At 61.4% G+C, this 25,994-nt stretch carries 26 protein-coding genes; 10 read left to right on the top strand and 16 right to left on the bottom strand.

Going from position 1 to position 25,994, the window contains the following annotated elements:
* Nucleotides 1–36 precede the first annotated feature (36 nt).
* The 3 genes from CJ178_RS27285 to CJ178_RS27275 all read left to right on the top strand — a co-directional run bounded on the left by CJ178_RS27285 (nt 37) and on the right by CJ178_RS27275 (nt 3,074).
* The gene (locus CJ178_RS27285) at nt 37–927 is read left to right on the top strand and encodes an SDR family oxidoreductase (RefSeq protein WP_051730472.1); all 891 of its coding nucleotides are present in this window, start codon (nt 37–39) and stop codon (nt 925–927) included.
* Nucleotides 927–2,672, top strand: coding sequence for a DEAD/DEAH box helicase family protein (locus tag CJ178_RS27280; protein WP_095888424.1), 1,746 nt, complete (start codon nt 927–929; stop codon nt 2,670–2,672). Before CJ178_RS27285 ends, CJ178_RS27280 begins: the two co-directional genes overlap by 1 nt.
* 63 nt (nt 2,673–2,735) lie before the next feature.
* Nucleotides 2,736–3,074, top strand: a complete 339-nt coding sequence (locus CJ178_RS27275; RefSeq protein WP_033234195.1) for a YciI family protein — start codon at nt 2,736–2,738, stop codon at nt 3,072–3,074.
* On the opposite strand, the gene CJ178_RS27270 is transcribed toward CJ178_RS27275, so the two are convergent.
* Nucleotides 3,071–4,309: an MFS transporter gene (locus tag CJ178_RS27270; RefSeq protein WP_095888423.1), complete on the bottom strand. Its 1,239-nt coding sequence runs from the start codon at nt 4,307–4,309 to the stop codon at nt 3,071–3,073. The genes CJ178_RS27275 and CJ178_RS27270 overlap by 4 nt on opposite strands.
* Before the next feature lie 82 nt (nt 4,310–4,391).
* Between CJ178_RS27270 and CJ178_RS27265 the strand changes: the two genes are divergently transcribed.
* The gene (locus CJ178_RS27265; RefSeq protein ID WP_095888422.1) at nt 4,392–5,267 is read left to right on the top strand and encodes a LysR family transcriptional regulator; all 876 of its coding nucleotides are present in this window, start codon (nt 4,392–4,394) and stop codon (nt 5,265–5,267) included.
* On the opposite strand, the gene CJ178_RS27260 is transcribed toward CJ178_RS27265, so the two are convergent.
* The 4 genes from CJ178_RS27260 to cobF form a co-directional block, all read right to left on the bottom strand.
* Complete coding sequence (locus CJ178_RS27260) at nt 5,260–6,126, bottom strand: Fpg/Nei family DNA glycosylase (protein ID WP_095888421.1); 867 nt, start codon at nt 6,124–6,126, stop codon at nt 5,260–5,262. The two genes, CJ178_RS27265 and CJ178_RS27260, sit on opposite strands and share 8 nt — an antisense overlap.
* A gap of 31 nt (nt 6,127–6,157) precedes the next feature.
* A complete protein-coding gene (locus CJ178_RS27255) occupies nt 6,158–7,333 on the bottom strand; it encodes a GGDEF domain-containing protein (RefSeq protein WP_095888420.1) in 1,176 nt (391 codons plus the stop codon).
* A 44-nt stretch (nt 7,334–7,377) separates the two neighbouring features.
* The gene (locus tag CJ178_RS27250; RefSeq protein ID WP_052683593.1) at nt 7,378–8,544 is read right to left on the bottom strand and encodes a GGDEF domain-containing protein; all 1,167 of its coding nucleotides are present in this window, start codon (nt 8,542–8,544) and stop codon (nt 7,378–7,380) included.
* A gap of 77 nt (nt 8,545–8,621) precedes the next feature.
* Entirely contained in the window at nt 8,622–9,362 is a 741-nt protein-coding gene (cobF, locus tag CJ178_RS27245) for a precorrin-6A synthase (deacetylating) (protein ID WP_045069166.1), read from the bottom strand.
* Between the two features lie 37 nt (nt 9,363–9,399).
* Between cobF and CJ178_RS27240 the strand changes: the two genes are divergently transcribed.
* The 5 genes from CJ178_RS27240 to CJ178_RS27220 all read left to right on the top strand — a co-directional run bounded on the left by CJ178_RS27240 (nt 9,400) and on the right by CJ178_RS27220 (nt 13,534).
* A complete protein-coding gene (locus CJ178_RS27240) occupies nt 9,400–10,200 on the top strand; it encodes a thymidylate synthase (protein WP_045069164.1) in 801 nt (266 codons plus the stop codon).
* Between the two features lie 2 nt (nt 10,201–10,202).
* A complete protein-coding gene (locus CJ178_RS27235; RefSeq protein ID WP_095888419.1) occupies nt 10,203–10,694 on the top strand; it encodes a dihydrofolate reductase in 492 nt (163 codons plus the stop codon).
* An 86-nt stretch (nt 10,695–10,780) separates the two neighbouring features.
* Nucleotides 10,781–11,113: a cupin domain-containing protein gene (locus tag CJ178_RS27230; protein WP_033234188.1), complete on the top strand. Its 333-nt coding sequence runs from the start codon at nt 10,781–10,783 to the stop codon at nt 11,111–11,113.
* A 30-nt stretch (nt 11,114–11,143) separates the two neighbouring features.
* A complete protein-coding gene (locus CJ178_RS27225; protein ID WP_095888418.1) occupies nt 11,144–11,839 on the top strand; it encodes an SRPBCC family protein in 696 nt (231 codons plus the stop codon).
* Between the two features lie 27 nt (nt 11,840–11,866).
* On the top strand, nt 11,867–13,534 hold the full coding sequence (locus CJ178_RS27220; RefSeq protein WP_045069158.1) for a sensor histidine kinase: 1,668 nt from the start codon (nt 11,867–11,869) through the stop codon (nt 13,532–13,534).
* A 1-nt stretch (nt 13,535) separates the two neighbouring features.
* Here CJ178_RS27220 and CJ178_RS27215 read toward each other — a convergent pair whose 3' ends face one another.
* From CJ178_RS27215 to cycA, 7 genes are all read right to left on the bottom strand, one after another.
* Nucleotides 13,536–14,168, bottom strand: a complete 633-nt coding sequence (locus CJ178_RS27215) for a response regulator (RefSeq protein ID WP_033234187.1) — start codon at nt 14,166–14,168, stop codon at nt 13,536–13,538.
* A gap of 75 nt (nt 14,169–14,243) precedes the next feature.
* Entirely contained in the window at nt 14,244–15,137 is an 894-nt protein-coding gene (locus tag CJ178_RS27210) for a universal stress protein (protein WP_033234186.1), read from the bottom strand.
* A 168-nt stretch (nt 15,138–15,305) separates the two neighbouring features.
* Nucleotides 15,306–16,346, bottom strand: coding sequence for an LLM class F420-dependent oxidoreductase (locus CJ178_RS27205; protein WP_033234185.1), 1,041 nt, complete (start codon nt 16,344–16,346; stop codon nt 15,306–15,308).
* Nucleotides 16,347–16,497: 151 nt separating this feature from the next.
* Nucleotides 16,498–17,391, bottom strand: a complete 894-nt coding sequence (locus tag CJ178_RS27200) for a universal stress protein (protein WP_033234184.1) — start codon at nt 17,389–17,391, stop codon at nt 16,498–16,500.
* Between the two features lie 144 nt (nt 17,392–17,535).
* On the bottom strand, nt 17,536–19,041 hold the full coding sequence (locus CJ178_RS27195; protein ID WP_095888417.1) for a glutamate-cysteine ligase family protein: 1,506 nt from the start codon (nt 19,039–19,041) through the stop codon (nt 17,536–17,538).
* A gap of 151 nt (nt 19,042–19,192) precedes the next feature.
* Nucleotides 19,193–19,981: a M23 family metallopeptidase gene (locus CJ178_RS27190; RefSeq protein ID WP_033234182.1), complete on the bottom strand. Its 789-nt coding sequence runs from the start codon at nt 19,979–19,981 to the stop codon at nt 19,193–19,195.
* A 122-nt stretch (nt 19,982–20,103) separates the two neighbouring features.
* Nucleotides 20,104–21,567 (bottom strand): D-serine/D-alanine/glycine transporter, encoded by a 1,464-nt coding sequence (gene cycA / locus CJ178_RS27185; protein ID WP_033234181.1) that lies wholly within the window; start codon nt 21,565–21,567, stop codon nt 20,104–20,106.
* A 144-nt stretch (nt 21,568–21,711) separates the two neighbouring features.
* On the opposite strand from cycA, the gene CJ178_RS27180 reads away from it, so the two are divergent.
* Nucleotides 21,712–22,428 carry an HAD family hydrolase gene (locus CJ178_RS27180; RefSeq protein WP_095888416.1) on the top strand — a complete coding sequence of 239 codons (717 nt, stop codon included), beginning with the start codon at nt 21,712–21,714 and terminating at the stop codon, nt 22,426–22,428.
* Between the two features lie 4 nt (nt 22,429–22,432).
* Here the strand turns inward: CJ178_RS27180 and CJ178_RS27175 are convergent, their stop codons facing one another.
* The 4 genes from CJ178_RS27175 to CJ178_RS27160 all read right to left on the bottom strand — a co-directional run bounded on the left by CJ178_RS27175 (nt 22,433) and on the right by CJ178_RS27160 (nt 25,984).
* The gene (locus tag CJ178_RS27175) at nt 22,433–23,914 is read right to left on the bottom strand and encodes an FGGY-family carbohydrate kinase (RefSeq protein ID WP_095888415.1); all 1,482 of its coding nucleotides are present in this window, start codon (nt 23,912–23,914) and stop codon (nt 22,433–22,435) included.
* 25 nt (nt 23,915–23,939) lie between these two features.
* The gene (xylB, locus tag CJ178_RS27170; protein ID WP_095888414.1) at nt 23,940–25,337 is read right to left on the bottom strand and encodes a xylulokinase; all 1,398 of its coding nucleotides are present in this window, start codon (nt 25,335–25,337) and stop codon (nt 23,940–23,942) included.
* Between the two features lie 23 nt (nt 25,338–25,360).
* Nucleotides 25,361–25,678, bottom strand: coding sequence for a WhiB family transcriptional regulator (locus CJ178_RS27165; protein ID WP_033234177.1), 318 nt, complete (start codon nt 25,676–25,678; stop codon nt 25,361–25,363).
* A 63-nt stretch (nt 25,679–25,741) separates the two neighbouring features.
* Nucleotides 25,742–25,984 (bottom strand): DUF3263 domain-containing protein, encoded by a 243-nt coding sequence (locus CJ178_RS27160; RefSeq protein ID WP_033234176.1) that lies wholly within the window; start codon nt 25,982–25,984, stop codon nt 25,742–25,744.
* Nucleotides 25,985–25,994: the final 10 nt, after the last annotated feature.

The following is a 25,994-nucleotide window of genomic DNA, read 5'->3' as shown; positions in this document are numbered from 1 at the left end:
GCAAGATGTACACACACCAAGAACGAAGGGGTTCCCATGTCCGAGCGTTCACGCACCATCGCCGTCACCGGCGCCACTGGCCACATCGGCGGGGAGGTCGCTCGCATCCTCACCGAGTCCGGTATTCCGCTGAGGCTGATCGCGCGTTCGATCAGCCGACTCCCCCAGTTACCCGGTACGGAGAGCGCTGAGGCCACCTTCTCCGATCACGATCGCGCCGCCGCGGCCCTGCACGGCATCGACATCTTGTTCATGGTCTCGGCAGCAGAGAGTGCCGACCGTCTCGATCAGCACCGCACCTTCATCGACGCTGCCGTCTCCGCAGGCGTGCGCCACATCGTCTACACCTCGTACCTCGGCGCAGCACCGGACGCCACCTTCACGTTGGCCCGCGATCACTGGGCCACTGAGCAACATATCCGTTCCACCGCAATGTCTTTCACCTTTCTTCGCGACAGCGCTTACCTCGACTTCCTTCCCGCTATGGCCGGCGCTGACGGTGTCATCCGGGGCCCGGCCGGCAATGGCGCGGTCGGCGCGGTTGCTCGATCGGACATCGCCCGCGTCGCCGCGTCGGTACTGACCGATCCCGACGCGCATGTCGGCCGAACCTACGACCTCACCGGTCGGGAAGCGCTCACCCTCGCCGAGGTGGCAGCGATCATCACCGACGTCACCGGGCGTGAGACGGTTTACCACGAAGAAACCGTCGAGGAGGCCTATGCATCCCGCGCGTCGTACAACGCACCGGACTGGGAAGTTGACGCCTGGGTGTCCACCTACACCGCCATCGCAAACGGAGAACTCGCTGTCATCAGCACTGCGGTGGAAGACATCACCGGACGCCCCCCGTTGACGCTGCGCGAACTCCTCACCAGTGATCTCGGCAATGATCTCAACACTGACGAAACCGGTACCGACGCCTGATGCCACCCCGCAAGCGAACTGCAACAACACGTAAGCCAGCCACCCGAAAGACAGCTACACGAAAGGCGCCCACCCGAAAGACAGCTACAACTCCGGACGTTCCCACCGCAGGCCCGGGTGAACGTGTCTGGCTCCTCGACGTCCCGTTCCGGACTGCGGCGCCGGGCGCACAGTTCGTGAAGAAATGGAAGAGCTATGCCTGGGTGGGCAGCGAACTTCCTACAGAACTACTGTCGTTCAAAGCGCTCCCCTTCTCCTACCAGCAGTGGGTAGAGGACGACATCAATGGCGGCGCCGGAGAACGTCCGACGTCGGCGCCTAAAATACCGAGACCTGTTCAGGTTTCGGGGGCCGCTGCGGTAGTCGACGCCGCCCGCGCCGGCCGACGCGGTTTCTTGTTGGCCGACAACGCAGGTCTGGGCAAGACACTCATTGCGATCATGGCGGCCAAGACAATTGCCGAAGAACGCGGCGAGTCCAGCATCCTGGTCCTCGTCGACCGACCCGCTCAGATCACCATCCCGCATTGGCGGTACTCCATTGCTTCCGTCGGCGACGGCGGATTCCGTTGGTTGATCATGTCTCCCGATCAACTGAAGAAGCTCATTGCCCGCAACGGCCGCCCCAAGTACACATTCGGGGTTGTCATTGCCGACGAAGCCCAGCTGTACAGCAACGACACTCAGCGCACAGCGGCGTTCGAGAAGGTTGCCCGCTTCCCCAACAGTCACGATCAGTCGCCATTTGTCCTGTCGGTGACCGCAACGCCTGGTCACACTCCTGCCGATCAGCGTTATCTCGCACCACTTTTCGCGCAGCTACACAACGAGCCGTCGGAGTACTGGTCGGACTTAGGCGCCAGGCTACTCGAATCCGGCCTCCCACTGGATAAGTCGTACGGCAAGTGGACGTGGAGCGCCGAAGCCAAGGAATCACCGACTCTACAGGCGAGCGCTCTGGAAACCGTCCGAGGATGGTTGTCGAACAGTAAGCCTCCGTTGATGATTCATCGCCGAACTCCGTGGGGTCCGGTCCCACTCGACGGTATGCCTATCGACCTCACGCCCTCTCAACGCGCGCAGTACGAGACGGAGTGGGCCGAGTACGCGTACGAAATGGGATTGGCACGTAAAAGCCGCAACATTGCTCGCGGCCGCGCGCTGGTTCTGCGATACCGGCAGAAGGCCGGCATGATCCGCGCCGAATCCACCGCTCAGTGGGCGCAGGCTCAGGTCAAGGCAGGAAAGCAGGTGCTGGTGGCCGTCGAATTCGTGTCAACAGCGGGCGATCCGCTGGTCGAGATGATCGAAGACTCGGGGATTTCCGTTGCCAAGATTTTTGGCGCGGTCACCGACAAGGAGCACCAACGCCTTCGCTTCCAACGCGGCGAGGCGCCCGTTGTCGTTTTCAACGTCACGACGTCCATCTCACTGCATGCCAACGAGGCATTGCCGGACGGCACTCACGCGTCACCGCTGCCTCGCACCGGGATCTTCCATCAACCCCGGTACTCCGGTATTGCCGCCGAGCAGACTTTTGGTCGATCACACCGCGACTACCAAACGTGCCCGTGGCTCATCCCTTTTGGCGTCGGCACCAAGGAAGAGGATGTTGCAACAACGATGTTGCGTAATCTTCAGTCGGTAACCGGTTTGAAGGGTGGAGACCAGTCGGGCCTTCGCAGTCTCGCCGAACTCCTCGGCGTTGAATGGCTCGAGCCTGATGTCCTTACTGCCGAGCGCTAGACGCACTCGGTGCCGTTGATGCAACCCTTGATGTCCGCCCCGTCCGCGGGGCACCATCGAGACATGACCAAATACCTCATCTCCTTCCCGAGCGAAGCGCTGGTGCTCACCGACGAGGAGTTCCCGATCGTCTCCGCCGAATCCCACGCTGTGATCGAGGAGGCGAAGGCTGCCGGCGTCTACGTATTCGGCGGCGGAATCGACGGGGAAGTCGATCCCGTGCTGGTATCCGCCGACGGGTCGGTGAGCACCGAGATCTATCCGGGCAGCGAACTCACGGGCGGGTTCACCGTGCTGGAGCTGCCGACGCGCGAGGACGCGGTCGAGTGGGCGAGGAAAATCGCAGTGGCCTGCCGTTGCTCGCAGGAGCTCCGCGAGTTCGGGTACGACCCGGCCAGCTAGAGCCTCCGGCCCTGTGCGCCTTTCTGGTAGTGGGCGCTACCAGAAAGGCGCACAGGGTCATCCAACCGCCGGTCGACCATCCACACCGCTACCGTGGCGACGGAGAATGCCAGGCCGGCGATGCACACGCCGGACCATCCATACCCCTTCCAGACAACAGATCCCACGGCCGACCCGACGGCAGCGCCGACGAAGTAAGTCGTCATGTAGACGGAATTGACACGCGACCGCGCTTCCGGGATGAGGGCGTAGATGATGTTCTGGTTGCTGACATGCACTCCTTGCAGCGCAAGATCGGCGAGCAGGAAGGCGATCAGGAACCACACGAGGTGGGTGCCACCCACGGCAAAAGGCAACCAGCACAACAGCAGGACGGCCAGGGCGCCACCGGTGGCAAGTTGGGCCTTGCCACGATCAGCCAACCGCCCGGCGACAGTGGCCATCGACGCTCCCGCCACGCCGAGTAATCCCACCAGGCCGATCTGCGTGTCGTTGTACCCGAATTCGCCGGCCAGGAGAAATGCCATGGTGGTGAAGACCGTGCTGACCGCAGCAAAGGCGAGCCCGCCCATGGCGGCGCGAGTACGCAACCGCGGCAGGGTTTTTGCCAGGCTCCCGAGCGAACGCAGGGTCGCGAGGTAGCTCACCTTCGGCCGTGGGCCGGCGTCCGTGGGCAGGGATCGCCACAGCGCAACAGCCATGACCACCATCAACACCGCTGCCACCTTGTACACCGTCGACCATCCGCCCAGCCCGGAGAGCAGTCCGGCAACGCTGCGTGCCAACAGAATTCCGATCAGCAGGCCACTCATGATCGTGCCGACCACCTGGCCGGACCGCTGCGGTTCGGCGAGTGATGCGGCAAACGGAATGAGAACCTGCGCGGCAACCGAAAACACACCGGCAACAGCGATTCCCACGGCCAGGGTGGCGAAGTTCGGAGCAAATCCACTGACCGCTTGACCGAGTGCTGCCAGAAGCATCAGACCAACCGTCAGCTTGCGTCGGTCGACCATGTCACCTACCGGCACCAGAAGTACCAAACCGAGCGCGTACGACACCTGGGCGATAGTCACCGTGGCAGCCGCCGTTGACGGCGACACATTCAAATGTTCCGCGATGGAATCGAGAAGCGGCTGGTTGAAGTAGTTGCCACCCGCGCACAGACCCGTTGCTGCCGCCATGAGCAGCACTATCGGTAGTCCAAGCCGTGGACGCGTGTCGTGAGAAATCATTGCTCAAGCATGAACCGCCATCCGATTGCAGTCCAATAGATAGATCTGCAGAATCAATCCTCAAAACAGATAGATTGGTGTCATGGAACTTCGGCACATCCGCTACGCACTCGCTGTTGCGGAGGACAGGCACTTCAGTCGAGCGGCACTTCGACTCCACGTGTCACAGTCGGCGTTGAGCACTCAGATACGGGATCTCGAACGCGAGCTCGGTGTCGAACTCTTCCAAAGAAACAGCCGCAATGTCGGGCTGACCGAGTCGGGCGAAGTGTTCGTCTCCCGAGCCCGAGACGTACTCGGTGCCGTGTCGCGACTGGTCAGCGACGTTTCGGGAAGCAACGTCGAGCAGGTTCGACTCACTGTCGGCGTCATTTCCTCAGCGGGCCGCGTCGACGTCGGACAGGCACTGGCAGCTCTGACGCAGCGCCACCCCGGCATCGATGTGACGGTGCGCCCCTACGGCAGCGAGGTAGTGATCGACGGCGTTCGATCGGGGGCTATCGACGTAGGAATTGTCGGCTTGGCGCCTGGGCGACTACCCAAGACGCTCTCGGCCACCCCGTTGTGGAGCGAGTCGACTGCCGCGTTTGTTCCGGACGGTCACCCTTTCAGCACACTGCCGTCCATCCGACTCGACGATCTGCGAGACGTCCCGCTCGTGGACTTCGCGTCGGGCAGCGAGGCCCGGGTCCAAACCGATCAGGCATTTGCGGAATCGCGGGTTCCGCGGGGACGCACGTACGAAGCGAATTCCGTCGACCTCATCTGTTCCCTGACAGTCAACGGCCTGGGCGTCGGCTTGCTGCCGGAGTCGATGAGCGCCGAGCATCCCGAATTGGTCTGTGTGCCGATCGCCGATGCGCCGCACCGGGTCGTCCATGCCATTACCGACCCGGCCCACTCATCGTCACTGGCCCGGGAGTTCGTCACACTCCTCTCCGATCAGTTCACTACTTGAGCAGCCGCGACATTCGCCTGTCTGCCAATGGTTTTCCGCCGGTCTGGCAGGTTGCGCAGTACTGGAAGGATCGCTCGGCAAAAGACACTTCGCGCACCACATCACCACACACGGGGCAGGGCAAACCGGTGCGGGCGTGGACCCGCATTCCCGATCGCTTCTCACCCTTCAGCCGTGCCGCGTCCTGTCCAACCGATCGCTCGACGGCATCGGCCAGCACGGCTCGCATGGCGTCGTACAGCGTTGTTATCTGTTCTGCGGTAAGACGAGAAGACGTCGCGAACGGGGAAAGCCGTGCCGTGTGCAGGATTTCGTCGGAGTAGGCATTCCCGACGCCGGCGAGGAGAGACTGGTCGACTATCGCATTCTTGATCCGGGCGGAGGTACCACCAAGTATCTCGGCAAATTCCGCTTCGGTGACGGCCATGGCGTCGGGTCCCAGACGAGCGATCCCCGGCACCTCCAGCGGGTCCGCCACTATCCACACTGCCAGGCGTTTTTTCGTGCCGGCTTCGGTGAGATCGCAAGCAGGAGTGAGCCCCTCCGGCGTGAAGAAATGAACTCGAAGCGCCAACGGGCCTTTGCCAGGTTTTGGTGGCGTCGACGACGGATTGTCCTGCCACCGCATCCATCCCGCACGCGACAGATGAGTGATGAGCCAGAGCCCATGGCAGTCCAGCCCAAGATGTTTACCGAATCTGGCTGCGCCGGTCACGTCTCGGCCCTGCAATGCAGCAATCGGCGGATCGAAGGTCTTGAGCACGCTCAATGCGGCAATGTCGATGCGGCCGACCACAGCGCCCACTGCGTGTTCGCGGAGAAATCCCGCCAGCGCTTCAACCTCGGGCAGTTCAGGCATGGCATCACACTAGCGCCGAATACCGACAAACTCACTGCAGATTTCGCAGCACCACCACGGCGTGTTCCTGTCGCGCTTTGGCCGCGTACATTGCTTGATCCGCGCTTCGGAGGAGTGTTCCGTAGACGGCAATCGCACGATCCGGGGATCCGAACGGACCAGTCGCTGCGACAATTCCGACGCTCAACTCGACAACAGGATGCTCGGGACCGGTGACGGTTATGTTTCGCAGGGACTCTGCGAGACTGTCGATTTCCTGATCGTCGCACCGATCCACGAGAACGAACTCGTCACCGCCGATGCGCGCGATCAACGCAGATGGACTGGCGGACTGTGTCAGTCTCGCGGCAACCTTCTCGATCACAACATCACCGACGTCGTGCCCGTACTCGTCGTTGATCGTCTTGAATCGATTGATATCCACCGCTGCGACAACCAAATTGGTGGAACTCTCGAATGGCCGATGCAACATCAATCCGACCTCGTCGGCCAACCCTCGTCTGTTCAAGAGTCCGCTCAGCGGGTCATGTTGCGCTTTCAAGGCATCGGTTCCGAGAATCGAGAACACGAACTGACACGCAAACGGGATCGCGTAGATGGCCGCGCCGACCAACAGGACCATGGCGATCAACGACGGAACATCGGTGTACTTTTCGATATAGGCGATGCGCGCGACAACTCCGATAACCACGACGGACGCCCACAACAGATGCAGAGTCTGCATGCGCGCGTTGTGGAAGAAGGCGATGTATCCGCCGATCACGGAGAACATCACACTGTGCGCCAATGCTGCTAGCGGATTCGAGTACAGCACCAGCGCTGCGGCAATCCCAATTTCCGAATAAATCACGAACACGTAGGACCAGGATCGCTCCAACCTGCCTCTGGTCGCGAGAATCGCGGCCATCAGCGCCGTCAGGACGATGATCACGAGGTTGGCGGTGCGCTCCCCGTGAGTAGTGGGACCCGCAGGACTGAATCTGGTCAAGAACATCACGACGATTACCAGAAGCAACGAGCTGACAACCAATGTTCTCGATGCGCCGGTCAGCCCTTTGTCTGCGAGATAACGTGTGAAGGACTCGAATTGGTCAGGGCGTCGATACCAGTCGACGAGCAGAGGCGCGACTCGGTGCAACGCGGCAGACGAAAACGGCCGTTCGGTAGCTTTGCTACCCGAATGTCCGTCATCGACCGCTGCACCCACCCGAACAGGATAAGCCTGCACGACCTTCCGCTATCCGACAATCATCACAATTGCGTGTGGGTGACGATGACCCGGTCACCCCCGGACGCCTTTGCCTGATACATAGCAGCGTCAGCGAGTCGGAACAATCCCGCGAGTTCCACTTCCGAGACATAACTGGACGTCGAAGTCGACGGAATTGCGATTCCGATGCTGGTCGTGACCACCGGAACGTTGTCGGGCAACCGCATGTGCCGACGCAGATTCTCCTCGAGTTCGAGTTCGGCGCGCTTGCCGATCATGTCGACCAACACGAACTCGTCACCGCCGAATCTCGAGAACAGAGCGTGATTACTTCCACATCGACGTAGCCTCACCGCGAACTCGCGAAGGACAATATCGCCCTGTTCGTGTCCGTACGAATCGTTGACAGTCTTGAAATTGTCGACATCGACGATCACCACGACACAAGACAATCCGCGGGAGTTCGCTTCGGTGACCCCCCATTCTTCGACCGACCGCTGTAGTCCGCGCCGGTTCAGCAGGCCGGTCAGCGGATCCACATCCGAACTCTCGGCGTCCGAACCCAGGATCGACAGCACGAACTGGCAGGCAAATGGAATGACCACGATGCTCGTGGCGACAACCAACGACAACGCGATCGCCAACGCCGGATCCTCGTAAACGGCCACCTGACGAGCGACAAGCACCAGAACCACGCCGGACAGAACCATGTGCGCAGCCTGTAGTCGCGCATTGTGAAAATACGCGATATAGCCGCCCACCAAAACGAAGACGATGCATTGGATCAAACCGATAAACGGATCGCGGTTCAGAAATACACCGATCACTACGCCGAGCTCCGCGTACGCGACAAACAGGTACGACCACTTACGGGTCAGTGCCGGCAGAAGACTGAACAGCACAATCATCGCGACGGTCCCGGCGATGATCCCCGCGTTGATGACACTCGTGACTTGGTTGTGGACGCCCGCTTCGCTGAAACGCAGCAACAACATGGCAACCGCCACCGACACACACGACGCGATCACGATCAGGCGCACCGCCACCTCCAGCCCCTTGGACGCGAGGTATCGGGTGAAACTGTCGAACTGATCCGGCCGTCGAAACCACTGCACCAGAAGAGCGATTGCCGACCGCAGTGCTGACTGATCGCGTTCGCGCGGGGCAGGCAGGATCTCATGCGACCGATCCGCCCCGAACGATGTCATGGGCAAATCATAGGGTGCCGGTCCGCCGACAGTTGCACTTCACCTGGGTAAATACTTACCGCCTGCAGCGCGGCGGTCTAGCGACGAACGAGATACGTATCCATGATCCAGCCGTGCTTCTCACGCAATTCCGCCCGCACACGCACGATGTCGTCTTCTACCTCACGCAGGTTACCGGCAATCAACACTTCGTCCGGTGTGCCCAGGTACGCGCCCCACCAGATTTCCACGTCATCCCCGGCAACCTCGGTAAACGTGCAGTGCGCGTCAAGCATCACGACGGCGTTGTCGATGCCGTCCGGCAATCCTTCGGCGAGCTTGCGCCCAGTGGTGATGTGTATCGATTCGCCGATGCGGTTGAGCACGATGCGGTGCTGCGCCGCCAAAGACTGCACACTCGTGACACCGGGAATTACCGTGTAGTCGAATGTGACGTTGCCGCGCGCGAGCACTCGTTCGACGATGCGCAAGGTGCTGTCGTAGAGCGACGGGTCACCCCACACCAAAATCGCGCCGACTCCGGCTTCGGCCGCAAACTCTTCCTCGAAGATGGACGCTCGACGGTCATGCCAGTCGTCGACAACACCTTCGTAGTCCGAAGGTGTCCGATCTCTCGGGGGATCGGTTATCTCGACGACGCGGTATTCACCGGTCACATGTTCTTCGAGAATCCCGGTCCTCAAGTCGACGAGATCCTGCTTCTCACTCCCCTTACCGATCACAAAGAACGTATCTGCCCTGTTCATGGCCTTGACAGCTTGGATCGTCACTTGGTCGGGGTCACCGGCGCCGACGCCGATCACGAGGAGTTCACGCATTGAACGAGGCTATCGTGCGTGCCCTAGACTGTGTCCCGTGACTGTCTCCACCGCATATGAAGACCTGTTGAAACTCGTGATGGAGACCGGCACCCCCAAAGCCGATCGCACCGGCACCGGCACTCGCAGCATCTTCGGTCACCAGATGCGATTCGATCTTGCCGACGGTTTCCCCCTGGTCACCACCAAGAAGGTGCACCTCAAGTCGATTGTCAACGAACTGTTGTGGTTCTTGCGCGGCGACTCCAACGTGGCGTGGCTACATGAACACGGCGTCTCCATCTGGGACGAGTGGGCCGACGAGAACGGTGAACTGGGCCCGGTCTACGGCGTCCAGTGGCGCAGTTGGCCCACCCCGTCGGGTGAGCACATCGACCAGATCACGCAAACTCTCGAAACCTTGCGATCCAACCCCGATTCGCGTCGGATCATCGTCTCCGCGTGGAACGTCGCCGACATTCCGCAGATGGCGCTCGCACCGTGCCACGCGTTTTTCCAGTTCTACGTCGCCGACGGCAAACTCTCGTGCCAGTTGTATCAGCGTAGTGCCGACATGTTCCTGGGTGTTCCCTTCAACATCGCCAGCTACGCCCTGCTCACACACATGATGGCGCAGCAGGCCGGTCTCGACGTCGGCGAATTCATCTGGACCGGCGGCGACTGCCATATCTACGACAACCACGTCGATCAGGTCACCGAACAACTCAGCCGGACCCCGCTCGACCTTCCGATTCTGAAACTGAACAAGCGCGATTCCATCTTCGATTACACCTTCGAGGATGTCGAAATAGTCGGTTACCAGCACCATCCTGCTATCAAGGCTCCGGTCGCGGTCTGATCATGAATGATCGCGCAGTCACCCTCATCTGGGCTCAGGCGAACAATGGTGTCATCGGTGCAGGCAACACGATTCCGTGGCGACTGCCGGAGGACATGGCCTACTTCAAGCGAGTCACCATGGGGCATCCGGTGATCATGGGCCGGTTGACCTGGGATTCCATTCCACCCAAGTTCCGGCCGTTCAGTGGGCGCCGCAATATCGTTGTCACCCGCAATTCGGAGTGGGCAGCGGACGGAGCCGAAGCCGCACCCAGCCTCGACGACGCGCTGGCCTTGCCTGACGGCGACCTCTTTGTTGTCGGCGGAGGGCAAATATATTCGGCTGCACTGCCATTCGCGACGCGTCTCTTGGTGACCGAGATCGATCTCGATATCACCGGCGAAGCCTTTGCTCCCGAGATCGGCCCCGATTGGAACCTCACGTCCGACGAGCCCTGGCACACGTCGGAGAAGACCGGGTTGCGCTTCCGCTGGCTCGAATACACTCGCTGACCACTTCCGCCAATAACGAGGCACCTCACCAGCCTGTCGGTCATACTCGAGAAACCGAGATGATCGCGCTACCCGAGAGGTCTTCGATGGACAAGAAGTCACTGACAGCCCTCGCCCGTCAACAATTGAAACTGGCTGCGTCGGCAACCAGCGGTCGTAGTTCACAAACCGTCTATGGTGGCCACCAACGCAGCCTGCGACAGACCGTGATCGCGCTGAGCGCCGGCAAGAGCCTCGCAGAACACGACAGTCCCGGCGAAGCAACGCTGTTGGTCCTGAGTGGAAAACTCAACCTCGTGTGCGGTAGCGACGAATGGAAAGGGTCGACTGGCGATTTCCTCACCATTCCGGCCCACCGGCACAGTGTCGAAGCGCTCGAAGACGTTGCTTTTCTGCTGACAGTCGCCATGAAGGGCTGACGGACGGTTGATCCCGGTAGCGTGTTCCCCGTGAACGAAACGGTGATCGAGGTGTCCATCGCAGCAGCGCCGTCCGTGCTGTGGCCGGCGCTGCGCGATCCTTCGCTGATTCGGCGCTGGTTCGGGTGGGACTACGACGGACTCGACGACGAAATCACTCAGATCTACGGCACCGCGGTCGCAGACCCTGACGCACACACCCTCGAACTGGGTAACGGTGATCGCTTCGCCTTGATCGACCAGGGCGGCAGAACCATTGTCCGGATGACGCGTCCGCCGCAGGTACCCGACGACGAATGGTACGAGGACATCACGGAGGGCTGGACCACATTTCTGCACTTCTTGAAGTTCGGCGTCGAACATCACGGATTGGCCGAGCGCAGAACAATTTACCTCGACGGCCCACTGATTCCGGGTGAATCCGCAGCCTCGATCCTCGGACTCGGGCACCTTCCTGTGGAAGCCGGCGGGCGTTACACCGCCACGCTTGCTCCCGGCGATTACGCCGACGGCATTGTCGACTTCGTCAGCGCGCTGCAAACAGGAGTGACAATCGAAGACCTTGGTCCCGGACTGTTGGTGGTCGCGGCAAAGCCGACGGTTCCGTACCGCGCCCAGCAGGAACTCCAGATCATTCTGGCCACTTACGATCTCAGCGCGGACGAGTTCGACGAGATCGAACATCACTGGAAGCAGTGGTGGGACGGCCGATCTCGCCAAGAGTGACCACACTGGGAGCGATATGCTTCGAGCATGATCGACTCTTCGGGCAACCCGACACGCAATTTCGCCGAAGTACTCGAGCGTCTGGCCGACTCCAAGGCTGACATCCCGACGCTCCACCGACTTCTCGAAGCAGTGCTTGTTGTCGGTTCCGGGCTTGATCTCGATCTCACGCTGCAGCGCATCATTATTGCGGCAACCACTGTATTGGATTGCAACTACGGGGCATTGGGCGTGCGGGCACCGGGCGGTGGGCTGGCCGAATTCGTGTACGAGGGCATCGACGAACCGCTGCGGCAGACGATGGGACACTTCCCGGAAGGCCACGGCGTGCTCGGCGTCCTCATGAACGATCCCAAGACTCTGCGTGTTCCGCATCTCGGCGCCCACCCCGCCTCTGTCGGATTTCCCGCCAATCATCCGCCGATGGACAGCTTCCTGGGCGCGCCGATCATGATGCGCGGTGAGGTTTTCGGCAGCATCTATCTCACCGAGAAACGTGGTGCGGCAGAGTTCACCGAGGAGGACGAGGTCATCCTCGAAGCGCTTGCCATCGCCGCCGGTATCGCAGCCGAGAACGTCAGGCTGTTCGAGCAGTCTCGGACCCGTGAAAGATGGCTCACCGCAATGTCTGCCATCCGGTCACGATTGCTGGCGGGCGATTCGCTCGACGACAGTCTGCAACTGCTCGCCACCCGTGTGCGCGAGTTGACCGGCATCGACGATGTCATCGTGCTGATCTGCGAGAACGGCTACGCGCAGGTACACACCGCGGTCAGCGCCCGGCCGACATCGCGGGGAGTCCGAGTCCCGGCGAGCCTCTATCCATTCGACGTCATTCGGCAGACTCGACGGTTGCACGTATTCACCGAATTGGGCTCGCTGCTCGACTTGGTCCCGACAGCGGGTAGCGCGGTGCTGGCCCCGATGACGGTTGCATCCGGCGTGGTGGGCGCATTACTGCTCACGTCGGATTCCGCCAGCACTCACTGGGATTCGGACGAACTCACCCGGATCGAGTCGATGGCCGAATTAGGCTCTGTAGCTATCGAATTCGACGAGAAACAACGTGGACAGCGTCTCCTGTCGGTTCTGGCAGATCGCGACCGCATTGCGCGTGACCTGCATGACAACGTCATTCAGCGTCTGTTTGCCAGCGGCATGAGCCTGCAGAGCACCTTGCCCGATTCCGATCTTCCCGACTCCGCGCGTGCCATCGTCACCCGGTCGCTGGAGCAGTTGGACCAAACCGTCCGCGAAATCCGCACCACCATCTTCGATCTCCAGACACCCGCGACCGCGGACTCGACCAGCCTGCGCCGACGCCTCCTCGACGTAATCGGTGACGCCACAGCACAATCAGCAGTCACCCCGAGCGTTCAGTTCTCCGGAGCGATCGACACACTCGTGAAAGCCGGAATCCACCCCCATGCCGAAGCCGTGCTTCGTGAGGGTTTGAGCAACGTTCTGCGACATGCCCAGGCAGACACGATCACCATCTCCGTGACCGCCGACCTCGAATTTGCCATCACCATCGACGACGACGGCAAAGGTATCCCCGTCGGCGTCCACAAGAGCGGCTTGCACAATCTCGAGCGCCGCGCTGAACATTGTGGTGGCACATGCACAATCGGCAACCGCAGCCCGAACGGCACCCGCCTGGTGTGGCGGGTACCGCTGAGGCGGCGGAAGCCCTGAACTACTTGTTGCGCAGCTCGGTTGCCAGCACGGCAGCCTGAGTCCTGCGCTGCATACCCAGCTTCGAGAGCAAACGGGTCACGTAGTTCTTGACCGTCTTCTCGGCGAGGAACAGCCTCGCGCCGATCTCTCGATTGGTCAGGCCCTCACCGATGAGGTCGAATACCGCGCGTTCCTGATCGGAGAGTTCCGCCAGCGGATCTGCGGTGCGTTCGCTGCGGATTCGCGCCATCAACGCTTCGGTGGCGCGGCTGTCGAGCAGCGATCCACCCAAGCCGACGGTGCGTACCGCCGCAACAAGATCCGTGCCCAGAATCTGCTTCAGCACAAAGCCGGACGCGCCCGCCATGATGGCGTCGAGCAGCGCTTCGTCGTCCGCATACGAGGTCAACATCAGGCACCGCAGGTTCGGCAGCATCGAGCGAAGGTCGCGACACAATTCAACGCCGTTGCCGTCGGCCAGTCGCACGTCCAGAACCGCGACATCGACATTGCTCTTGGGGATAACGGCCATCGCCTCCCCTACCGACGACGCTTCCCCGACCACCTCGAAATCCTCGACGCCGCCGAGCAGATCGAACAGTCCGCGTCGGACGATCTCGTGATCGTCGACCAGGAACACGCGCGTAGTCATCTAAGCCTCTTTCAAGAATCTATTGCCGATCGAAACAACTGTGGTGTCAGTTGACGAGTGTCAGTTCCAGCCGTGTCAGTTCTTGCTGTGGCGCACGATCAACACGGGGCAATCTGCGGTGTGCAGAAGTGCGCGACTGGTCGAGCCCAGAAGCATTCCGGTGAAGCCACCACGTCCGCGGCTACCGACCACCACCAACTGCGCAGTCTCGGCATACTCGCTCAAAACCCGCACCGGGCGATCGCGCGCGACTACACGCTCGACCACAACGTCTGGGTATCGCTCGGTGAATCCGGCCAACTGCTCTGCCAGAACTACTTCTTCGCCGGTCTGGATGCTGCTCCACAACGGGTCGTCCGGAGTGGCGCCCAGTGAAGGCTGCACACTCACGTCGCTCCACACGTTGACGGCGATCAGCGTGGCGCCGCGCGCCGACGCCTGCTCGAATGCGTGCTCGATGGCCTCGATGCTGTTTTCGGAGCCGTCGACACCGACAACAACCGGTCCCTGAGTGGGCGGCTGACCGTCCAGCGTCCGCCCGCGCACGACTGCCACGGGCGATTCACCGTGCGAGACAATCGATACCGTCACCGAACCGACGACAAGTCCGGTGAATTCGCCGTGCCCACGCGGACCTACGGCAACCATGTATGCGCGTTTGGACAATTCGATCAATGAATCGGAGACACTGCCGTCGAGTTGTTCGGTGACTACTTCGAGATCACCGTCGACACTCTGGTGGGCCAGGATCTTGGCGCTGTCGAGTCTGGCACGAGCAGTGCGTCGCAGTTCGTCCTTGAAACTCTCGGCCAGATACGGCTCGGAATAATAGAAGGCCGGAATGTGCACCACCGTTGCAATATGCAGCGGACGCCCCAACACAGCGGCGGTGCGTGCGGCCCACACAACGGCCGACGACGCCGCCTCGGAACCGTCCACAGCTACGACAACTGGTTGGATTGCACTCATTTTCGTCCCTTCAGGATCGACTACAGAACTCTATCTGCCTCCACACTATTGCTCCCACACTATTGCCCAAGTGCGATAAATACGTTTTATCCGCTACGGCGGGTCCCGAATCGGACATCTGCTGTGCGCCTTTATTAACCGCGGGGGGTTAATAAAGGCGCACAGCGGTTAATCACAAATGTTCCGGAACTTCTCGATCAGGCCGACACGTCCGGCACGATCAGCCGCCAGCGGGGTGACGTTGAGGGTGGTGACGCCGGATTCTGCAAATGCGGCGACGCGTTCACGGACGTAGCTTTCGGGACCGATCAGCGAGACTGCACGGACGAGGTCGTCCGGCACTGCTGCCGCGGCTTCTTCTTTTTTGCCTGCAAGGTAGAGATCTTGGATCTTCTCGGCGGCTTCGGCGTAGCCGTAGCGGACGGCAAGATCGTTGTAGAAATTCTTTCCCTTGGCTCCCATGCCGCCGATGTAGAGGGCGATGCTGGGACGGACCCAGTCGAGCATGTGGTCGACGTCGTCGCCGATGGCCAGCGCCGGGGACGCGTACACCTGCAGTTCACCGAGGCTGGGGTCGCGCTTCGCCTTGCCCTTGGCGAGGGGCTCTCCCCACACGCTTGCTGCTTTCTCGGGGTGGTAGAAAATCGGCTCCCACCCTTCCGCGATCTCGGCGGTGAGTTCGACGTTCTTCGGGCCGAGGGAAGCGATGAGGATCGGGATGCGCTCGCGAACGGGATGGTTGATGAGCTTGAGCGGCTTGCCCAGACCGGTCCCCTTCTCGGCGGGCAGCGGCACCTGGTAGTACTTGCCCTGGTACTCGACCTTTTCCCGACGCCATACCTGGCGGCAGATTTCGACGACCTCGCGAGTACGGCCGAGAGGGGCGTCGTACTTGACGCCGTGGAAACCTTCGATCACCTGTGGGCCGGACGCGCCAAGGCCCATGACAAATCGTCCGTTGGAGACGAAGTCGAGGCCGGCGGCAGTCATCGCGGTAAGCGACGGCGTGCGGGTGTAGATCTGGAAGATGCCGGAGGCAAGTTCGATGGTTGTCGTCTTCGCGGCCAGGTATCCGAGTTGGCTGACCGCGTCGAACGAGTAGGCCTCCGGGACAAACGCAATGTCCAGACCGGCCTTTTCGAGGTCACCGACTTCTTCGACAGTCTCGGCGAATCCGCCGCTGTAGTTCAAACCCATTCCGATGCGCACGTTCTAACCCCAATCCTCACGATTGCCATGTGTGCGCCAGGCACACCTCCCCCTGAACACTACGGAACATGAGGCCGTATTCATGTGACTGCCCCGGTCATATTCGGTGACCGAAATGAACGGGGCAGGTTCTCACAGGCGCATCGAGAAATCAGGAATCTTCGGGACGAACCACCATCACCGGGCACTGCGCGGAAGCGATCAGTGTGTTGCTGGTGGATCCCAGGAGCATTCCGCGGAATCCGCCGCGGCCTCGGCTACCGACAACGACGAGCTGCGCCCGAGCCGACCACTCGAGCAGGCGGCCACGCGGATTGTCGAGGTAGATCTCACGGCGAACCACGACGTCAGGGTACTTCTCGGACCATCCGGCAAGATTCTCGCTCAATACCGCATGCTCTTCTTCCTCGAGCGATGCCGGTGCCAGCGCGGCAGCGCGGGGATCTTCGAACGCTGCTGTTCCGAGGTCACTCCAGACGTGGACGGCTACCAGTTCTGCGCCGCGGAACGCCGCTTCCTCGAATGCCGCACCCACAGCCTGCGCGCTCAGCGCACTGCCGTCTACGCCCACTACGACGGGACCATCGGACGGTACGACGCCGTCACGTTCGCGCACAACGATGACGGGACACTTGCCGTGGCTCGCGACACCGACGGCGGTGTTGCCGAGTACCGCGGTGGCGGCTTTTCCGGACGACGATGCTCCCACGACGACCAGACGGGCTTTCGCGGAACTCTCGAGAAGCCACTGCGTCGGGCTACCGATGGCCATCTCGGTGTGAACGGTGACCGTCGGGGCGACCTCGGCGGCAAACTTCTCGGCGTCGCCGAGTACGGCTTTTCCGGCCTCTTCCACCCACTCGTACACGCCACCCGCGTCGATGTACGGGCCGCCGAATCCGTACGGCGCAAAGTCGAGCGCGTGAATGATATCGAGACGCAATTCTCGCTGCGCGGCAATTTTCGCAGCTTCCCGGAGCGCGGTCGACGCGGTGTCCGATCCGTCGATTCCGACGACGACATTGTTGTGTTCGCGTGAACTCATGTGCCCACCTTCCGTAAGAAGTAATCGAGCCACTTCCACTCTAACCATCGCAATTACGACATGGTTTCCGGGTCGAATCCATCCCTGTTTCGATGACCAAGGTCCCCGAAACTGTTGATGGGGAGTTGAATTAGCGAGCCCGAATCAGTCCCACAAGTGAACTGGATTACCACTGCGCATGTTTTCAATGTATGCCCGCATCATCTCGGCAAGAGCGGCAGTTCGATCGAGTCCTGCGGACTCACCGGCGACGACGCGTCCCCGCTGCCACGCCGCACCGGTTTGCCGGTTGAGACACCGGCCTTCGATGACGCCGAGGTACTTCTCACGCGCTGCACTCGACAACCCGAAGTCGGCCAAGCCTTCGTCTGCAAGGGGAAGTAGCCGTCGCAGGATCAATTCGTCCGCACCGACCCAGCCCATGCCCGGCCAGTACAGCATTGCGTCCAGCCCGTGCTTGGCGCCGATGTGCAGGTTCTCTTCTGCGGCATGGAAAGACATCTGCGACCACAGTGGGCGATCCGCGTTGACGAGCGCCCGCACTGTTCCGTAGTAGAACGCGGCGTTTGCCATGATGTCGAGTACGGTGGGCCCGGCCGGCAGCACTCGATTCTCGATCCGCAAGTGCGGCTTGCCATCCGAGCAGTCGTACACCGGACGATTCCAGCGGTAGACGGTTCCGTTGTGCATCTGGAGTTCTTTCAACTCCGGAATTCCGCCTGCCGCAAGAACCTCCAGGGGATCCGCATCGGAGACGTCTGGTAGCAGCGCCGGGAAGTATCGCGAATTCTCCTCGAAGAGATCGAGAACCGAATGTATCCAGCGTTCCCCGAACCAGACGCGTGGTCGCACTCCCTGATTCTTGAGTTCGAGTGTTCTGGTGTCCGTGGCCTGTTCGAAGATCGGTATCCGAGATTCATGCCACAGCGCCTTGCCTGCCAGGAATGGCGAGTTGGCGGCCAGCGCCACCTGCGGCCCGGCCAGGCACTGTGCCGCGTTCCAGTGCGGCGCAAACTCTTCGGGAGAAACCCGAAGGTGCAACTGCATCGACGTGCAGGCCGCCTCGGGAACCACCGAATTGGTATCGGCGCGTAGCACTTCCACTGGCCCACCGGAAAGTGCGACACCCTCTACGTCGAGTTCGATGTCTTCACCACGCGCTGCGAAGATCTGCTCGTTGAGTAATTCGTAGCGCGGATTCGCGGTAATCCACTCGCGGTCGAGGTGCTCGAGCTGGAGCGTCGGCAGCATCCCGATCATCACCATCTCGGCGTCGTGCTCATGGATGCGAGCGTCCGCGATCGCGAGTGAACTGCGCAGTTTTTCTTCGAGCTCGAATGTGTTGTCGCCGGTCAGTGGGCCAGGTTCGACATTCATCTCGACGTTGAACTGCCCGAGCTCCGTTTGAAACACCGCATCGTCGTCGATGGCGTCGAGCACTGCAAGGTTGGACATCGCCGGCAGCATGTCGCCGGCTACGAGGTTGAACTCGATCTCCATTCCCAGCAACGGGTCGGGTTTCTCGACTGCGTCCCGGAAGTCGCCGCGATCGAGCATCTGCTTCATGGCGTCGACGCACAATCGCACCTTCTTGCGGAACACCCGCCGGTCGGCCCTCGTGAACATTCGTGCTTGAACTTCTGCGCCCATATCCGATCCCCCTCCTTCGCGATCAACCACCGAAGGTCGTCTTCCGCAAGGCTAACCGGCCGACTCCCGACCACAACCCGAACCGAGCATGAAAAGACTGCAGGGCACCGGAATTAACTCCGATGCCCTGCAGGTCCGCAAAAGATTTTCCCTACGAGTTGTCCACCCAGGTCACTGCCACGCCGCGCGCCTTCAGCCAGATGGCCGGATCAACCTTGGCGCCGTTTTCCGCAACCTCGAAGTGCAGGTGCGGGCCGGTGGACTGGCCGCGGTTACCGACGGTAGCGATCTGCTGGCCGGCGGCTACGCGCTGGCCCACTGCAACCTGGTAGTCGTTGACGTGTCCGTATGTGGTGACTGCGCCGTCGTCGTGCTGGATGCGCACCCAGAGACCGAAGCCCGAGGCCGGACCGGCGTCGATGACCTGACCGGATGCTGCCGCGAGAACCGGAGTTCCGATCGGGGCCGCGATGTCCAGACCGCCGTGGTGCGCGCCCCAACGGTTACCGAACGTGGAGGTGAGCGTTCCGGAAACAGGCTGAACGGTGCCGCTGTTCGACGAAACCGGGTTGAACGAGCCGGTGAACTGCTGCACCTGTGCGTTCACCTGTGCCACGAGGTCGGGAAGTTCGGGAACCTCGATGCCCGCCGCCGGCGGGAGCCCAAGATTCGACAGCTCGGCTGGGATCTCGATGCCCTCGGGAAGCAATCCCTGCGGAATCTCGAATCCGGCGATGTTCTGGGTGGCCGGGGCTGCCGCTGCGGTGCCTGCACCCATCTGACCTGCGCCGACGAGCAGTGCGCCCGTGGCTGCAGCTACAACACCAGCCTTGACGCCTGCGCCCGGGCCAGCCGACGGAACGCGGTGACGTCCACTCGCTGCGTCAGGATCGATCTCGAATGCAGCAATGGAATTGTCCGTGCGGTGGTGGTCTCCCACAGTTTTTACCCTGTCAGTCGTCGGCCTGCAGCAGTCCTCGAACGAAGCCCGCTCCTCTGTCTTGCCGACGAATGTAACAGTTTGATCAAGGAAACCGCCACCGTTACACGTTCTTGACCAAACTATTTTTCGTCCGTCTGTCGACTCGCATCCAGTTCTGCCCGGAATGCCTCGTACCGCGCGCGGTGCGCGGGCCGGCGACGAATAATCGCCCACGCGATTCCGAGTGCGACAAACCAGATCGGGGTGACGAGCAGCGCCTGCAGCGTGTCGTCCTTGGTGGTCAGCGCCCACAAGATGAACACGAAGAAAGCCAGCACAACCCAGCACATCACGATGCCGCCTGGCATCTTGAACTTCGACGCCTCGTGCAGGTGCGGGCGACGCTTCCGGTACACCAGGTAGCTCGCCAGGATGATCGTCCACACGAACATGAAGAGCAGTGCGGAGATTGTGGTCACAACGGTGAATGCCTCGATCACCGAGTCACCGGAGAACAGCAGGATCAACGACGCGAGCAGGAAGATGCACGAGAACATCAGGGCATTCGCGGGGACCTTGCGCGAGTTCAGCTTGCCGAGGGCCTTCGGTGCGTCGCCCTCCTGAGCCAGGCCGAACACCATGCGTGAGGTCGAGTAGATGCCCGAGTTCGCCGACGATGCCGCCGACGTCAGCACCACGAAGTTGATGACCGACGCGGCGATACCCAAGCCGGCGAGCGTGAACATCGCGACGAACGGACTCTTGTCCGCTTGGATCTCACGCCACGGCGTCACACAAATGATGACGGTCAGTGCGACCACGTAGAACAGCAGCACACGAATCGGGATGGAGTTGATGGCCTTCGGGAGGTTCTTCTCCGGATCCTTGGCCTCGGCCGCCGTCGTACCCACCAGTTCGATACCCACAAACGCAAACACTGCGATCTGGAAGCCCGCGACAAACCCCATGAAGCCGGTCGGGAACATGCCGCCGTCGTTCCAGAGATTGTCGACGCCGGAGGTGGCGCCGTTGGGCGCGGTGAACCCGGAGACGACCATCACGATGCCGACGATGATCAAGCTGACGATGGCGATGATCTTGATCAGCGCGAACCAGAACTCGGTTTCACCGAACGCCTTCACCGTCGGCAGATTGAGAAGGAGCAATGCAGCGATGGTCAGCAGCGCCGGAATCCATGCGGCCAACCCAGGCCACCAGTACTTGAAGTAGCCCGAGATCGCGATCACGTCCGCGATGCCGGTGACTATCCAGCAGAACCAATACGTCCAGCCGGTGAAGAATCCCGCCCACGGCCCCAGGAGATCAGCAGCGAAGTCGGAGAACGACTTGTAGGACATGTTGGAGAGCAGCAACTCCCCCATCGCCCGCATGACGAAGAAGAGCATGAAGCCGATAATCATGTACACGAAGATCACCGACGGCCCGGCCAGCGAGATCGTCTTGCCCGAACCCATGAACAGGCCGGTGCCGATGGCGCCGCCGATCGCGATCAGCTGGATGTGACGATTGGACAGCTGACGCGACAAGTGGGGGTCGTCACCCGCCGATTTGCTTCGGTCAACGTGGTTCACGTGGTCGGACACGGAGAATCCCCCTGGTCATTCGGCGCGGGCCGAGAGCGACGAACACTGCCCTTCGACACGAACTTCGGAAAATGTGCCCTCCCAAAGTACGCGCGCCCCGCCGCATACTGCGCATCGGAAACCCTGCGCCGATAACCTTGGTCGGTGAACACTGACAGCACCGACTCCCGAAACGGGCATATCGCCGCAACATTGTTCGACTTCTCGGGGACGCTCTTCCGGCTCGAGGAAGATTCCGACTGGGCCGAACATTTTGTCGATCACGCCGGCGAGCCGATGGACGTGCACGCTCAAACCGAGCTGATGCGCCGGATGACCGCTCCGGTCGGGCGAACCGTCGAGATGGACGAAGCGGGACTGTACGCGTGGGAGAACCGTGACCGGGATCCGAAGCTGCACCGTCAGGCTTACCTCGACGTGTTGAGCAAGTCCGGTATGCCAGATCTCGGTCGCGCCGAAGCGCTGTACGGGTTGCTCGTGGACCCGGATCGATGGACTCCGTACCCGGATACCGGCGAGGTACTGAAGTCACTGTCGGAGAAGGGCATTCGCACCGCAGTCTTGAGCAACATCGCCTTCGACATCCGCCCGGCGTTTGTCGACCGCGGCTGGGACGTGTGGGTCGACGAGTTCGTGTTGTCCTTCGAGGTGGGTGCGGTCAAGCCCGAACCTGCCATATTCGAGCACGCACTTGCGCAACTCGACGTGGACGCGGCCCAGACCTTGATGATCGGAGACAGTGAAGTCGCCGATGGCGCCGCACGCGATATCGGGTGCCAGTTCGCTCTCGTCGATCCACTGCCGACGTCCGAACGTCCGCATGCGCTACTCGACGCGGTGCGGAAGTTCGGGCTGATCTGAGCGATCAGCAGTCGAACTGGGCGAGAGCGTGGATCTGTTCCCGCGTCGACGGATACAGCGTCAACCACGTTTGATACAAATCCTCGTACATCGCCCGGTTGGCTGCGTTCGGCACTACTTCGTGCGACAGAGTCGTCCAATCGGTATCCGGCGCAACAAGTCCGGTCCCGATCGCAGCCAACAGAGCGTCGCCGTAGCTGGCGCCGATGGTCTGAGTCGGAACCAACTGCGTGTGTCCGGTGATGTCGCTGATCGCCTGTGTCCAGACGCGACTCTTGACGCCACCTCCCACCGCGATCGTGCGCCGGACGGGTTCATCTGTGTCACCGAACATTTCGAGTATCTGGCGGATTCCGAAGGCAATACCTTCATAGGTGGCCCGAAACAGATGCCCCCGGCCGTGTCGCAATGACAGTCCGGCAACGACGCCTCTGGCTTTGGGGTCGAACACGGGAGTACGTTCGCCGGCGAAGTACGGCAGGATCAACAGCCCTTCGGCGCCGGCGGGCACGGCCGCGGCCTCGGCGAGCAACTGCTCGAATGGTGCATCGCCGGTGAGCTTGTGAAGCCACTCGATCAGACTTCCGGCAGTGGATGTTCCGGCAGCAAGTGCCAAGGTGTCCTTCTGAACGCCCGCGGTTGTCCACAGTGCCGGATTGCTCTGAAACTTCTCGAGTATCTGAACCAGGAACATCGTTGATCCGTACATCAACATGAGATCACCGGGATGACGGGCGCCCACACTGAATCCCTCGGAGAATGCGTCGACCGTTCCCGCGACAACGGGCGTCCCGACGGGCAGTCCGGTCTGCTCGGACGCATCAGCATGTACCAATCCGACAACATCGCTCGGCCACACCAATCGAGGGCACTCGAGATGGCCGAGAACACGATCCAGCCAATCGGATTTCCAGCTGAAGTCTCGGACCGAATAGAGCGGATCACACTGACTGGCCGTGTGATGATCCTGGATATACTCACCGGTCAGCTTTGCGGCGATGTACGAATTCGACCCGTACCACCGAGTCGCCGCGGCAAAAATCTCCGGTTCATGGATGCGCACCCACTCGATCTTCGGCCCGACGGCCTGACTCGAGAGAAGTTTGCCACCACAATCGAGTATTGCCTTTTCGCCGAATAATTCGGTCAGCGAGGCCACTTCTGCGGATGCTCGACTGTCGATTCCGTACAGAATGGCCGGACGAAGGGGTCGAAGTTCACTGTCGCACAACACAAGTGCCGGGCCAACACCGCTGACACAGACACCTGCAACGTTGGCAGATCTGGGAACTTGTGCCACAAGACGTTTGGAGATCGAACACACCTCGGACCACCACATCTTCTCGGCGTCCACCTCGGCCCACCCGGGCCTGGGCATCGAGATCTGATGGTCGATCTGCTCGGTTGCCAGGACCACGCCGTCCGGGGTGACCAAAACCCCTTTGCTGCTGGCCGTTCCCATGTCCATGCCTACCAACAAGTCCACGAAAGAACCCTAGCTGAGTTGGCCTCTACACACCCTCGGTGAGCTCGCGCAGCGATGCGTAACGTTCCCGAACCTGCGGCGCCGGTGCAGCCTCGAAGCGCCTCTCCTCCGGTTTTGTCCATACCGGTGGACGCTCGCCGCCGAGCAGCGTCCAGGCAGCTTGCCTGCATGCGCCTTCCGCAACATATTCACCAGGATCGGGTATCACAACCGGGACTCCGAGAATTGCCGGCGCAATCTCACAGAGAGCGCGAGACTTCGCTCCGCCTCCTACGAGGAGAACGCGCTTCACCTCGACGCCTTGACGAACCAAATCGTCGACGCCGTCGGCCAAGCCGCACAGGAGCCCTTCGACTGCGGCGCGCGCGAAATGCGCCGGCGTCGAATTCTGGAGCCGAAACCCGTGCACAGCCCCGGTCGCGTCGGGACGGTTGGGGGTTCGTTCACCCTCGAAGTACGGAATCATCACCAGGCCGTCACTCCCGAGCGGGGCGGACAATGCCAAACGAGACAGTTCGTCGTGATCGACGCCGAGAATGGACGCGGTCGCATCGAGAATCCGCGCGCCGTTGAGTGTGCACACAAGCGGCAGGTGCAGTCCGGTGGCGTCGGCAAAACCGGCAACATTGCCACTCGAATCGTGCGTCGGCGCGGCCGAAACAGCAGACACGACACCGGACGTTCCGATCGAAATGACCACGTCACCGGGAATCGCCCCCAAACCCAGTGCGGCCGCGGCATTGTCACCAGTCCCCGGTCCGATGACCGCGCCGGATCGAGTGATACCGATCTTCTCGTTCGGCGCCGCAACCCGGGGAACCTGTGGTGTTCGATCTCGGAAGGCCAGCGACAGCAGGTCCATCCGGTACTCGCGCGTCGCGGCCGCGAAGTACCCCGTTCCGCTCGCGTCACCAGCGTCGGTGGCAAGCGCGTCGAGCGAGACGGCGCCGCCCAATTTCCAAGACAGCCAATCGTGTGGAAGACACACTGCTGCAGTACGATCCGCATTGCCGGGTTCGTGATCCGCAAGCCAGCGCAGCTTGCTCGCGGTGATCGCGGCTACCGGCACAACTCCTACGGCGTCGGCCCACGCCTGTGGACCGCCCAGCTCGTCGACAAGTTCGCTCGCAGCCTGCGCGGAACGAGTGTCGTTCCACAGCAACGCCGGTCGTACTACATCGCCGTCGCCGTCCAAACACACCATGCCGTGTTGTTGCGCGCCCACAGACACCGCGGCGACGTCGTTCAGTCCGCCCGCAGCAGCAATCGCGCTGTCCATGGCCTCCAACCACCGCGCCGGGTCGATCTCGGTGCCTGCAGGATGCGTCGCGCGTCCCTCTCTGACCAATTCACCCGAATCGGCATCACGGACAATGACCTTGCACGACTGAGTCGAGGAATCGATACCGGCTACGAGCGTCACAGCGTGTCCTCTCTGAAGGACCTTCAGCTCGCGACTGCGACCGCGGGCATTCGGTTGCTGCGCTTACGCAGCGATCGCACATATTCTGCGCGTTCGGTCTCCGTCATTCCACCCCAGATGCCGTAAGGCTCGTGAACAGCCAGCGCATGTTCGCGGCACTGCTGAAGAACCGGGCAGCTGGAGCAGATCTTCTTTGCGTTGAGTTCGCGGTTCTCGCGGGCATGCCCACGCTCACCGTCGGGGTGGAAGTACACGGCCGAGTCGTGCCCGCGGCACGCTCCTTGCATCTGCCAGTCCCACACTTCAGTTGTCGGATTCGGCATCGGAAGGTGCTTGTGCATGATGGCGACCTCAATTCTTGATTCTGTGGACTTGATTCAGCGATGAAGAAGAATGTGGGTGGCCTACTGGCCGATCAACTCGACGTCTCGCTGACGCAACCGGTGCGCACACACCGTGGCGAGTTCGCTCGCCACAGGGGGATCCAGTGCGGCGTTGCCGTTGTCGAGGATGTTCTTCAATCTCCGGAAGTACTCGTGGGGCTCCAGACCGAAGGTGACAAAGATGTCTTCGTCCGGTCCGCCGTCGAACTTCTGCCATTTACGCGCGAAGTCGACAATCTCGTTCTGCGTGTCGGTGCGACTCATCGGGTTCTCC

Source organism: Rhodococcus sp. ACPA4, from assembly GCF_002300185.1.
Classification (GTDB): domain Bacteria; phylum Actinomycetota; class Actinomycetes; order Mycobacteriales; family Mycobacteriaceae; genus Rhodococcus_F; species Rhodococcus_F globerula.
Note: the sequence above shows the minus strand (reverse complement) of the source record. Positions and strands in the feature narration are given on the sequence as shown.